The sequence below is a fragment of the Micromonospora sp. 4G55 genome (genome assembly GCF_016803375.1).
Window position 1 is genome coordinate 1 of sequence record NZ_JAEVHN010000017.1, and the last position, 11,755, is coordinate 11,755.

Genomic DNA, 11,755 nt, shown 5'->3' on the forward strand with positions numbered 1-11,755 from the left:
GGTGCCCCGCAGCAGGGCGCGCCGGCCCGTGTTCTTCTCCTGCACGTGTCCTCCTCAGATCGCGATACCCGGGGCGTCGACCCGGTCCGCCGTACGGGCGGTCGGGCGCGGAGGACGGACACCGACCGGGGGGGGCGCGCGGCGGCCACCCGGCGACGGACGGCGCCCCCGTACGGGTCTCCCCGCAACGCTCGTCGATGCCTGGCGCAGGCCAGCATGGAGGGTGCGGGCGGTCGTGTCCACTGCCGAAATCCGACTTCATCGAAGACGCGCGAGCCGGCGGTACGGGGCAGCGCGGCGGTGCGCTCGCCCATAGAATCGCCTCTCGGCTCGATCTTGGCCGCTTCCCCGGGGATGGCACGATGTCCGGCATGGACTGGATGCCGTTGCTGAGCACGGGAGCGGGCGCCCTCATCGCGCTCTCCGGCAGCTTCCTGGTCGACGTGCGGCGGGAACGGGACACCCGGGACCGGGACCGGGACCTCGACCGGTGGCGTACTTGCATCGACTTCGCGCTCGCCCTGGGAACCGCGCACAGCATGCTGCGCAACACCGCCGCCGGTGACCGCGCCGCGACCACCCGGGCGATGAGTGAGTCCGGGGCGTACCAGGAACGGGAGCGGCTGCTGATGTCCGGCACGCCGGAGCTGGTGGTGGCGGGCGAGGACGCGTTCCACCGGCTGGTCGACATGCAGCGGCTGATCCGCGCCGGTGCGGACCTGCGCACCGCCGAGGGGCACGAGGCGTACCACCGGTTCGCCGAGAAGCTGTGGACGTTCCGGATGGCGGCACGCCGGCACTTCGGGCACCGGGCGATCGATCCGGGGACGCTGGACCGCAAGGACTGGTCCGAGCGCAACGAGTGCGTGTACTGCGCCGCCGCCACCTAGCGGGTACTAGGGAGTTTGGCAGTTCCTCGCCGAGCCAACGCGCCTGCTGCGGAAAGCCCCAGCCGACGCAAATCAAAGATAGGCGAACCGCACGGGTTCCTTGAGGACCGCGGCGGCTGCCTCGACGTCGGCGAGCCGCACAGCGAGCGTTGCGGCCGCCAGGCGTGGCGGTAAGGCGGCACTGAACTTCAGTCCTGCGAGCGCCTTCTCAGTCACGTCAGGCAGGCAGATGCGCTGGCCAGCGTCCGCCGTCGCCACCCGCCACATCTCCCGATCCAGATCCGAGCGCAGCCGGATGCTGGCGTCGTCGTACCGCTGCGTCGGGTCGGCCAGGTCACTCAGGGTGGCGATCAGGGTCGCGTTGGCCCGGAAACCGGCCCAGGTCCACCAGCGGACCTCGCCCTCTCTGTCCCGGACCACCACGGAGCCCTCGGCGTGCACCGTGGCGGTCGCGTCATCGCGAAGTGCCGCCAACCTCGTCGTGGCGCGTGCGGTGAGCGCGACCTTCGGATCGGCACCGACGAGTACATCCCGCATGGCCCGGGTCATCCGGTACGACAGGCCCTGCGGTGAGGCTCCGGTCATCCACAACGCCTTGCCACCGCCGTCCGCCGGCTCGACGAAGCAGCGGCGCCGCTTCCAGTCGATGTGGGTGACCCGCCAACTGCGTCCGCCGAGCAGGAGCAGACGGGGTCCCTGCACCTTCGCGGTCAGCAGTGCCGGGTCGGTCCGACCGATCTCGGCACGCCCCGACAGCACGGTGAATTCCGGCGGCGCGGTGAAGACCGCGAGCATGTCCATGAAGTGGCGCCGTCCGAACCGCAGTTCGGCCTCCGGACCGATGAACAGCATGCCGGAGTCCGAGTCGAGGTACCCGTGCTCGACCAGGTGCCGCACGATGACCTCGGCACTCCTGTCGAACGGTGGAAGTCCGTTCCACTCCTCCGGCCACAGTTGGTCACCCACCCGGTGCTGCTGGAGCGACAGGGCGAGCATCTGCTGGGCCACGATGTGCCGTGGCTCCGGCGGCGGCATGACGGCCTCGACCCAGCCCTCCTGCCACAGGTTGAGCAACCCGGCCGCGTGCAGCAGCCCGTCACCGTCCAGAGCGAGGAACAGGCAGTTACGGACGGTGCCCGGCCGCCGACCGGTCCGACCGATGCGCTGCAGAAACGCGGCGACGCTGCGTGGAGCACCGATCTGGATGACCCGGTCCAGGTCGCCGACGTCGATACCCAGTTCCAACGTGCTGGTCGCCACGATGACGCAGTCGCGTTCCTGCGCGAACGCCTCCTCGGCCCGGCGTCTCTCCTCGACGGAAAGGGACGCGTGGGAGAGGAACGTCTTCACCTGCATCTCGCGCAGCTTCTGGCCGAGTTCCTCCACCAACGCCCGCGAGTCGCAGAACACCAGACGCTTCTCGCCCCGATGCAACGCGGCGATCACCTTGGCGGCGTTGTGCACAGAGCCGACGTAGTCCAGTTCCACCTCGCCGGGTGCGCGGACGCGGTGGCCACAGCGACCGGCGACACCACGCGGCCTGGCCGGCTAGTGCGGCCGGAGCCCTGCAGCCAGCGCAGCAGTTCGTCGGGGTTTCCGACGGTCGCGGAGAGCCCGACCCGCTGGATGGGCCGACCCGCCACCCGGCTGAGCCGCTCCAGCACGGCCAGCAGGTGCCAGCCCCGATCGTCGCCGGCGAACGCGTGGACCTCATCCACGACGACCGTACGGAGGTGGCGGAAGAACTCGCCCTCGTCCACGGCGGCGCTGACCAGCATCGACTCCAACGACTCGGGTGTCGTCAACTGCACGTCGGGACGCTCGCGGAGAATCGTCCGACGGCGCCCCATCGTGGTGTCCCCGTGCCACAGCGCGGCTCGGCGGCCCAGCCAACCGGTGTACGTCTCCAGCCTCGGCAGGAGGTTGTTGAGCAGCGCCTTGAGCGGGCAGACGTAGAGCACAGTCGTGCCCGACCAGTTCTCCTGAGCCATCCGCGACAGCAGCGGGAACACCGCCGCCTCGGTCTTGCCGCCGGCCGTCGGTGCGAGGAGCAGGGCGTCGTCCCCGGCGAGCAGTGGCTGGACGGCCGCCTCCTGCAGGGGGCGCAGTCCGGGCCACTGCAGCGAGTTCACCACGTGGTGCAGCACGACCGGGTGTAGCAGGTCCGCGCCGGCCATCAGCGGTCCGCGGAGAGGTCGAGCGAAATCTCGTCGGCCCTGGTCGCGTTCCGCTCGATGTCGGTCATCTCAGCGGTCGACAGAGTGAGCGCGTAGTGCTGTCGAGGGTCGAAGCTGTCGAACTGGTCGACTCGGTCGAGCACCTCCCCGACCAGCTTCTTGAGAAACAGCCGGGGCGCCACCCCCACCTTGCCACCCAGCCCACCAGCGACGGCTTGCGCCAACTGGCCAAGGTACGCGTCGTCGACCAGGGAACGCACCCGGTCCGGGGTGGCGGAACCGTCGGCGTAGAGGTCCCGCACGCGGCCGCCCAGCTCGACCAGCGAGTCAACGGTGAAGCCCGCAAGCCGGATCTGCACCGCCCGAGGGTTGTCGAACCGGGCGTCGGTGGTGAAGTCGACCGCCAGTCGCTGGGCCAGCGGGGCGAGCCGCTGCACGCCCTGCGGCCCGTCGTAGAACGCCGGCGTGCCGGTGATGACGAGGTAGAGCCCGGGGAAGCGACCGGAGTGCACCTCGTCAATGAGCTGGCGCAGCGCGTTGAGGGCCTTGTCCCGCGCGTCCGAGCGGACCCGTTGCAGCGTCTCCACCTCGTCGAGGACCAGCAGCAGCCCGGGATGGCCGCTGTCGCGCAGCACCGCGAGCAGGCCCTGCAGAAAGCTCAGCGCCGCGAAGTGGTCGAGGTCGCCCCGTACCCCGGCGACCCGGCGGGCGGATGCGGCGACGTGTGGTTGTCCGCCCAGCCAGGCCAGCACCGCGTCGGCGGTCGCCTGGTCACCGGCGAGCGCGGCGGTCCGATATCCGCGGAGCGCGGCGGCGAAGGCTGGGGCGGTGCGGTTGACCGCGGCGAGCCGCTGGTCGAGCAGGACTCCGACCGCCCGATCGAGGGCGTCCGCGTCCTCGGCCGCCACGTCTCCCGCCGCGAGGACGTCCTCCTCCAACGCGTAGAACCAGCCGTCCACCACGGGTCGCAGGGCGCTCGGCGGGAAGGTCGAGGTGGTGAGCCGCTCGGTCAATCTCCGGTACACCGTTTCGAGCTTGTGCAGCGGGGTCTCGTTCTCGGAGACCTGCACCTCGGCGGTGGCGAAGTTGGCCCGCTTCGCCCGCTCGGCGATCCAGCGGGTGAAGAAGGTCTTGCCGGAGCCGTACTCACCCCGGACGGCCTTGAACACCGAACCGCCTGCGGTGACGGTGTCGAGGTCCTCCCCCACGGCGCCAGCGAACCGGTCGAGCCCGACGGCGAAGAGGTCGAGGCCCGCCGACGGGACCGCACCCCGGCGCAACGCATCGATGACCTCTCGTCGCCGAGCCGGGCTGACAGCGGTCACGGACCACCCCCCGGCAGGCCGAACTGCGTCCGCAGCAGCGCGATGTCCAGTCTGACCGTACGCCCCTCGTCGATCTGCGAGAGCACCGGATAGTTGTCGACGTTGAAGATCCGCTGCAGCGTGTTGACGAATCCACCCACCCGCCCTGGCAGCTCACCGGCCCGCTGGCCGAGCACGGCCAGCGGCAGCACGCCCTTGGCGTCGACCAGCGCGCGCAACGCCGCTTCGATCTTCTTGCGGTCCACCTTGCGCGGGGTCAGGCCGTGCTGTGCCTCGAACAGCTCGGTGGCCAGCACCGAAGTCACCAGATCGCCGTCTCCGGCCGGCGGCGCCGCGGCGGGCGCGCTGGGCACCTCTGGTACGTCGAACAGCGCGTCCCCGGTGACGGCCGGCGCCTTGCGGCGGGACCGGGGTGCGGGCGCGGGAGCCGCGGGAGCGGCCGGAACCTGAGCGGTCGCGGACGCCTCCCACCAGTCCGGTCGGCTGCTCTCGACGGGAGCCCAGCCGGCCGGCGGCTGCGTCGCGTTCGGCATCAGGTACGCCAGCAGCGGAATGGTGACCTCGGCGAGTGAGGCGCCGCCGTGGTAGCCGGCCTTGCTGGGGCGGTAGCGCAGCATCGGATCCCACAGCGCGATGATCCGCTTGCCGTCGGCCACCACCCGAGGGCCGGTCAGCTCCACCTCCCCGGGGGCGGTGGGGCCGGGTCCGGTGCGGTGCCGGGCGGACGCGGCGTCGGCGGCCTTGACGTGCTGCCCGCCCCGCTCCAACACATGCCCGTGGTCGCTGGTGATGACGACGGCACGTCCGGAGGAGCGGGCCTGATCGAGCAGGCTGCGCAGGAAGCCGACGTCGTCGAGCTGCCAGCCGGGTTCGTCGCCCTCGCGGCCGTGGGTCAGCGATTCGTCCACGGTGTTGATGACGACGGCCACCACGGGTGCCGTGCCGGCGACCTCGTCGGCCAGTTCGCCCGCGTACGCCCAGCCGGCCCCACCCTTGGCCGGCCCCTTGTGGAAGATCCGGGACCCCTTGCCCCACCGACCGTCGGCGAAGAGCTTCTTCTCGTGGTCCTGGGTGCCGGCGCGCAGCGCGCCGGCGAAAAGCGAGGTCCGGGACACCGCGGTCAGGGTGGGCAGGGCGGCCACGACCCCCCGTCGGCGGCCGGAGGCGGCACCGGCGAGCGGGTCGTACTCGACCCAGTGCTGGGACAGCTCGTCGGCGAGTTGCACGGCGACGGCGGCGCTCATGCCGTCGAGAACGACGAGCAGCACCGGCCGGTCGGCCTTGACCAGCGGGTCGATGACTCGGGGCAGCAGGTTCTCCACGGTGAGCAGGCCACCATCGTTGCCGGGGCCGGCGGTGGCCCACGCCGCGAGGCGCCCGGCGAACGCCTGGTCCAGGTCCCGCCGCCGCTGCTGCGCCCGGTCGTGGATCTCTCGGAACGCGGTCTGCAGCTCCGGGTTGGCGTCGTCGCCTGCCCAGACGTGGTTGAGCGCCACGTCGACCCAGCCCCACTGGCCGATCTGCTGGTCTACCCCGTGGGCCACACTTGCCGGCGGCTCCTGTTCGGTGCCGAGCCACCGCACGAGCCGCTGGCCCATCCGGATCCGGTTGAGCCGGGTGGCTTCCACGTCGGCCAGCCGGTGCCCGGCGAGCGCGTCGACCGCGTCGTCGAGCATGCGGTCGGCCGGGTCACGCAGCGCGGCCCGCAGCGCCTGCGCGGCGGCGGTGACACGTCGGGTGAAGCCGGTGCGGAGGATCGGGCTGTGGCCGGCGCTTAGCGTCGCGTTGAACTGGATGAGGAGTTCCTCGGCCCGGTCCAGCACCGCGTTTCCCTGCAGCCGCGTCTCCCGGTCGCGGGCGGTCAGCATCGCGCTCACCACCTGCACCGCGGCGCCGGCGAAGCCCTGCACTGTGGCATCGTCGTTGAGGTTGCCGAAGTACTGGTCGATCCGCCCCTGCGCCCGCACCGCCTCCGCGCTGTCCGTGGTCCACAGCGCGTCGCAGACCAGACCGAGCGGAAGCGCGTCGGCGCCATGCCCCGCGGCGATGAGCGCGAAGAGCGCCTTGGCGGGCCGCCCGAACTGCTCGATGAGCCACCCGGCCAGGCCGTCGCGCTCCCCCTCCCGGAGCAGCCCGAACGCCTCGACCGCGCCCGGCTCGGCACTCCACCGCAGCAGCGTCGTCACGTCCAGGTCGTCGGGGCTGTCACCCCGGCGGTCCAGACCGAGGCGTACTGCGGCGAGGTGCCGCAGCGCCACGTCGCGGGTGAGCACAGAGGTGGTGAGCTTCGGCCAGCCGACGGGCGGCATCGCGTCGAGCAGCGCCTCACCGGCCCAGCCTTCCCGCTCCAGGGCGCTGTCAGGCAGTTGCGCGCCGAAGGCGTCCACGACCAGGTCCCAGGGCTCGACGGTGATCACCCGCTGCCGGAAGATCCGGCTCCGCACCCCGTGGCCGAGGCTGGACTCGGGAATGTCGGTGAGCAGAACCAGCACCTCGTCGCCGCGGTCGGCGGCGAGGTGCTCCCAGATGGCCAGCGGCGAGACGCACGGCACAACCCGGGCCGGGCGTCCGCCGGGCAGCAGCATCGCCGGGTCGTGCGGCCAGGCCGGCTCCGCACGCACGACCATCACCGGGTACGCGTCACCGTTGCGGTGCCGGTCGAGCTGCTGCGTCACCTTCTGCCGCAGCGCCACCGGGTTGATCCGCAGCGCCTGGGATGGTGCGGATGCCTGAGTCACGGCACGATTCTCCAGGTCACCTCGATGGTGGCGTCGGGATGATCAGCGGCGAAGGCGCGCAACTGCTCCACGGCCCGGTCGAGATCACCGGCCGGAACCGAGATCCGGCCGTTCGGCATGTCGTCCTCGCCCTCTGGAACTCGAGGCGTCTCCTCTTCAATCGGGCGGCGCGGATAGACGATTTCAACTTTGTCATCGTCACGTCCGGGCACGTGGACGAACTCCGGCTTGCGGGTGGCGCGACGCAACAGTGCGGTCGCGTCGGTCTGGGCGCGGCGTAGGGCCAGGGCGAGCGGGGCGGTCAGCTCGTCGGCTTGGGCGACGCGGCGCAGCTCGGCGAGAATCACCGCCGCCTCGGCCGCGTAGGGCTCGGGCAGCCCGGCGACGATCTCGAAGGTGTCCCAGGGCGCGGCGGCGAGCGCCGCCGAAACCTGTGCGGCGCTCATGATGCTCTTACCGGTCCGGTCGGCCGGGCCGGCGAGTTCAGCGCGGGCGAGCCGTTCAACGGTCTCCACCGCCGACCCTCCGTTGGCCAACGCCTCCAGCAGGTCGGCGGCTGCCCGGGCGGTGGCCAGCCGTCCAGTGCCGGCCTCCTTGTCGATGCCCAGCCAGGTGGCGTGCTGTTCCAGGCGGGCGACCAGCCCGTGGGCTGCTTCGCGGTGCCGGCGCGCATCGGTGGCCAGGTCGCGGCCGAAGAGCGCCACCAGCCGGCCCCGGCGCAGGTCGAGCGGCTGGACGCCGAAGATAGCCGCGGAGCGGGCGCGCGCCGCCTGCCAGTCCTCCTCGCTGGGCAGCCGCTCCTCGCGGAGCGTGTGATCCCCGGTGATCTTCCCCAGCTCGGGAGCCGGGATCACCTCGCTGCCGTGGAAGTAGAAGGCGCGGTCGGTCTGCTCGGCGAAGGTCGCCACGACGAGCTGCGCGACGATCGGGTCGAGGCCGCGTGGCTTGGGGTCGTCGATCCAGCCCAGCAGATCGGCCACCCGCAACTCGCCGGTGATGCCCTCGGCGGCCGCCTTGTGCTGGAAGTGCTGGACCCACTCCCCGCCAATGACGAACGCGGCTTCGTGCATGGTGCCCAGGCCGAGCGGGTTGGCGATGCGGCGCACGGTCTGCCGGTGCGTCCGGTCGACCTCGGCGCGTCCCTCGGGCGACTCGACGGCCCGGCGGACGTGGTCGAGTACCACCTTGACATCGGCAAGCCGGATCGGGTCGCCCTTGCGGTCGGGGTCGAAGTCCGGGTGGGCGGGGAACTGCTGGCTCAGCATCTGGTCGCCGATGCTGCGCAGCGCGTCGTCGAAGGTGGCGCCCATGGGCAGCTTCGGCACGAGCGCCCGGGTGAGCGACTGGAGGTGGTCATCGAAACCGAGCACGACGTCGGTGGGCTGCTTGCCGGCGAGCCCGTACGCCTGGCGGAGCACGGCCTGCATCTTGGCCAGCAGCGCGCTGCGCTGGTTGGTCAGCGCGCCGTGCGCCCGGCGCCGGTCGTCGGGGTTGAGGTGCTCGGCATGGCTGTCGAAGCGCTGCCCCTCGAGCAGCTTGTCGATGATGACCAGCTTGCCCAGCTCGGTGAGGCGTTCCACGGTGAGCGCAGCCGGGATCCAGCACACGGTGCGGGAGGTGGTCCGGCTGATCAGGTCCTGCACCCGCTGCCGGTCGTCGGCCGGTCCGTGGCTGCCGTCGTCGAACGGGTAGTCGATGATCATCCGCCAGCCCGCGGGGTCGTTCGGGTGGAACGCCTCGTCGCGGATGTCGTTCGCGTCGCGCACGTTGCCGTAGACCAGCTCGATGACGCGGCGGCTGCCCCGCCAGCTCAGCCCGGCCTCGGCGAAGAACGAGTCGCTCCACGGCACACCGAGCTGCTGCCAGAGCAGCCGCTGGACGATGTGCTTGCGGGCGCCCTCGTTGTCGTAGTGCTTGGCGGTGGCGAGGACGCTGTCGACGTCCACGCCGACCAGCTCCAGCGAGACGATCGGGTCGTCGCCCTCGCCGATGCGGATCTCGGCGAACCGGCCGGCCCAGTCAGTGAGCTTGCGGTTGACCTGGGCAACCTCACCGCCGGGAATCGGGCTGGTGATGCTGCCGTGGTTGAGCGCGGAGAGCCGCCGGGCGGTCAGGTTCCGCAGGGCCGGCACACTGGGGGCGAGGGCGGCCAGCAGCAGCGTCTTCACCAGCCGATCATCGCCGGTGAAGGCGCGCACCCGCCCGGCCACGTCGCCCGGCAGGGCGGCGCCCCGACGGGCGGCCTCCAGATCGTCGTCGCTGAGGTCGTACTGGCTGAGCAGGTAGGGGCGCAGCTTCAGGTCGTAGAGCTTCTGGGCCATCTCGAACTCGGCCTTGAGCTTCTCGGTGAAGGGCTGGTCACCGCCGCTGCTGATCACGTCGTAGAGGTCGCCCAGCGGGACGAGCTGGCCGAGGCGCAGTGTGTCGCGGCGGTCGACCAGGAGCTGGCGCATCAGCTTCAGCGCGGTCCGGGAGCGCTGCAGGGCGCTGGAGACGTGCACGAGGGTGGACAGGAAGGCCGGGCTGAACGGGTACGTCGACCGGAAGGCGTCGATGTCGGCGCCGCTGCCGGAGTCGGTCCCGAGCAGGGTGTCGAACACCTCCCGCCGTACCTTGGTGGTGGCGTCGAAGGCCTTGCCGATCGCCGCGGCGGCCGTGGTGTCGAGGGGTTTGAGCAGCCGGCGGCGGGCGATCTCCGGGAGGTTGCGGTCCTCCAGCTTGATCACGTCGAACCGGCCGCTGGCCAGGTTGAGGGTGTCCTGGTAGCTCAGCTCGTTGGCGCCGGTGACCTCCTCGCCGACGAGTTCGCGCAGGTCGCGCTGGCGGGCGATGAAGCTGACCACCGGGATGGGCCGGCGGGTGTCGCCGCCCTCGACGAAGTTGGTGATCTTCTGGATCTCGCGGGAAACGAACTGCTGGTCGCCGATCGAGTTGGCCAGCCAGAGGATCAGCTCGTCGAGGAAGAGGATCAGGCCGTGGTAGCCGAGTTCCTTGGCGTGCCGGCTGATCTCGGTCAGGCCCCGGTCGAGGGAAACGAACGCCTCGGCGTCCTCCCGGGCGTTGCTGAAGAAGCCCTTGTTCCAGCTGGTCAGCAGGTCGTTCACGAGCTTGCGGCGCAGCTCGTCGGAGTACGCGCCGGCGAACGCCTGGTCCAAGCGCTCGGTCGTCCAGAAGGTCTCGCTCTCGCCCCACTCGTCCTCGACGTCGCCGCCGGGCAGGCCGTCGATGAACTGCTTGTCACCGATCTTCTCCCGCAGCGAGGCCGCCTGATCCAGCAGCGCGTCGGTGCGGTGTACCGCCGGGATGGGCGCGTCGGGGTGCAGCGCGCGGACCCGATCGACGTAGCCGCCGAGGACGCGCTGCTCCAGCGAGCGGGCGTCGAGCAGGTGGTACGGGATGAGCAGAAACTTTCGACCGTCCAGCCAGACGCTGTGCTTGGCGACCAGCGGCGCCAGCTCATCGCGGCCCCGGGCAGCGGCCTCGCCGCGCAGCAGCGCGTGCAGCACCGCCATGAAGTGCGACTTACCGGAACCGAAGGAGCCGTGCAGGTAGGCCGCCTTCGAGGCGTGCCCCTCGACCGCGGAGCGGATCAGCCCGAGCGCCTCGTCGAAGTTACCGAGCAACCGATCCGTGACGACATAGTCGCGGAGGGTGGCGTCGGCGTCGGCGACACTGTCGGCGAGCTTGAGCACGAAGTCGCTCTGGCTCGTGCGCTCCGGGATCTCGATGAACTCCCGGAGCAGCGGCGCAGGGGTGGGCGAAGACATGCTGCATACCGTACCGAGGGAGGTCCTGATCGCATCCGCCCTGGGTGTGGAGCGGGTCCACACCGCCACGGGGTCTGGTACGAACAGGCGTATCCCGTCACACGAACCGTCCGGGGCGATGAACGATCGGCAGAGGCACTGTCCGGTACATGTCATTGACAGGGCGTCACGAAGCTGACAAGACTTTGCATTTCCACGCCGCCGATCAGCCACAAGCCGACGGTCGCCCCTCGTGACCCGGTCACTCCGTGCGACCCGCGCTGCCACTCCCGCCGCTGGCGCTGGCCGATGCTGGTCATCGGCCAGCCACCTCAGCGTCCTCGAGCACCGTCCAGAAGCGATGCGAAGTGCTGCGCCATGTCCGGTGTGGACATGTAGAGCAGAAGGGAGTTCTCGTGGAACTTAATCCCCGCGGCGCTGTTCGAGTTCCGCATTGGCGCGTAGGGAAGCGCCTTCTTGCTGATGATGAGCACCATGAACGTCCCAATCACGTGAACCATTCGCTCCACCTCGGCGACCTCCGAGACGGCGATCTCGCGTTCGAGCTTTCGCTTGAATTCCATGACCCGTTGCGATGTGAGCACCGCCAACCGCTCGAACCCGCCGTTAAGGAAAGATCAGTGCCTTTCTGGGAAGGGAACGGTGCGGCCGGTTGAGCACCGGTGGCCTGTCCCCGGCTTGCCGGGACACGCCACCGGTGCCGCCGACTACTTCGAGCCCTGCGCGCCCTTGATGGCCGCGCTGCCGAGGGCCGACTTGGTGCGGTCCGAGACCTCCTTGCGGGGCTTGGTCTCACTCGCGTTGGGGCTTTCCTTGTTCTCCGGCGAACGGGGCATCTGCTCCTCCATCTCATGACTC

The 11,755-nt window shown here is 70.8% G+C and carries 9 protein-coding genes; 1 reads left to right on the forward strand and 8 read right to left on the reverse strand.

The features are described 5' to 3' along the window. Positions 1-362 precede the first annotated feature (362 nt). The gene (locus tag JNW89_RS03185; RefSeq protein ID WP_238447614.1) at positions 363-890 is read left to right on the forward strand and encodes a hypothetical protein; all 528 of its coding nucleotides are present in this window, start codon (positions 363-365) and stop codon (positions 888-890) included. A 72-nt stretch (positions 891-962) separates the two neighbouring features. On the opposite strand, the gene JNW89_RS03190 is transcribed toward JNW89_RS03185, so the two are convergent. The 8 genes from JNW89_RS03190 to JNW89_RS03225 all read right to left on the reverse strand — a co-directional run bounded on the left by JNW89_RS03190 (position 963) and on the right by JNW89_RS03225 (position 11,745). Then, positions 963-2,378, reverse strand: coding sequence for a helicase-related protein (locus JNW89_RS03190; protein WP_238447615.1), 1,416 nt, complete (start codon positions 2,376-2,378; stop codon positions 963-965). Continuing rightward, entirely contained in the window at positions 2,333-3,067 is a 735-nt protein-coding gene (locus JNW89_RS03195; RefSeq protein ID WP_238447616.1) for a DEAD/DEAH box helicase, read from the reverse strand. The genes JNW89_RS03190 and JNW89_RS03195 overlap by 46 nt, the downstream gene beginning before the upstream one ends. Then, complete coding sequence (gene brxD / locus JNW89_RS03200; RefSeq protein WP_238447617.1) at positions 3,067-4,392, reverse strand: BREX system ATP-binding protein BrxD; 1,326 nt, start codon at positions 4,390-4,392, stop codon at positions 3,067-3,069. The genes JNW89_RS03195 and brxD overlap by 1 nt, the downstream gene beginning before the upstream one ends. Beyond that, the gene (gene pglZ / locus JNW89_RS03205) at positions 4,389-7,130 is read right to left on the reverse strand and encodes a BREX-2 system phosphatase PglZ (RefSeq protein WP_238447618.1); all 2,742 of its coding nucleotides are present in this window, start codon (positions 7,128-7,130) and stop codon (positions 4,389-4,391) included. The genes brxD and pglZ overlap by 4 nt, the downstream gene beginning before the upstream one ends. Then, positions 7,127-10,897 carry a hypothetical protein gene (locus JNW89_RS03210; RefSeq protein WP_238447619.1) on the reverse strand — a complete coding sequence of 1,257 codons (3,771 nt, stop codon included), beginning with the start codon at positions 10,895-10,897 and terminating at the stop codon, positions 7,127-7,129. Before JNW89_RS03210 ends, pglZ begins: the two co-directional genes overlap by 4 nt. A 152-nt stretch (positions 10,898-11,049) precedes the next feature. After that, positions 11,050-11,196 (reverse strand): hypothetical protein, encoded by a 147-nt coding sequence (locus tag JNW89_RS03215; protein ID WP_238447620.1) that lies wholly within the window; start codon positions 11,194-11,196, stop codon positions 11,050-11,052. A gap of 12 nt (positions 11,197-11,208) precedes the next feature. Next, positions 11,209-11,460, reverse strand: a complete 252-nt coding sequence (locus tag JNW89_RS03220) for a hypothetical protein (RefSeq protein ID WP_238447621.1) — start codon at positions 11,458-11,460, stop codon at positions 11,209-11,211. Between the two features lie 144 nt (positions 11,461-11,604). Then, positions 11,605-11,745 (reverse strand): hypothetical protein, encoded by a 141-nt coding sequence (locus JNW89_RS03225; protein WP_238447622.1) that lies wholly within the window; start codon positions 11,743-11,745, stop codon positions 11,605-11,607. Between the last annotated feature and the right edge of the window lie 10 nt (positions 11,746-11,755).

Bases quoted from the DNA above. Each gene is read 5' to 3' on its own strand.
- JNW89_RS03185 (WP_238447614.1), top strand. From the start codon at position 363: ATGTCCGGCATGGACTGGATGCCGTTGCTGAGCACGGGAGCGGGCGCC.
- JNW89_RS03195 (WP_238447616.1), bottom strand. From the start codon at position 3,067: ATGGCCGGCGCGGACCTGCTACACCCGGTCGTGCTGCACCACGTGGTG.
- JNW89_RS03210 (WP_238447619.1), bottom strand. From the start codon at position 10,897: ATGTCTTCGCCCACCCCTGCGCCGCTGCTCCGGGAGTTCATCGAGATC.
- JNW89_RS03215 (WP_238447620.1), bottom strand. From the start codon at position 11,196: ATGACCAGCATCGGCCAGCGCCAGCGGCGGGAGTGGCAGCGCGGGTCG.
- JNW89_RS03220 (WP_238447621.1), bottom strand. From the start codon at position 11,460: ATGGAATTCAAGCGAAAGCTCGAACGCGAGATCGCCGTCTCGGAGGTC.
- JNW89_RS03225 (WP_238447622.1), bottom strand. From the start codon at position 11,745: ATGGAGGAGCAGATGCCCCGTTCGCCGGAGAACAAGGAAAGCCCCAAC.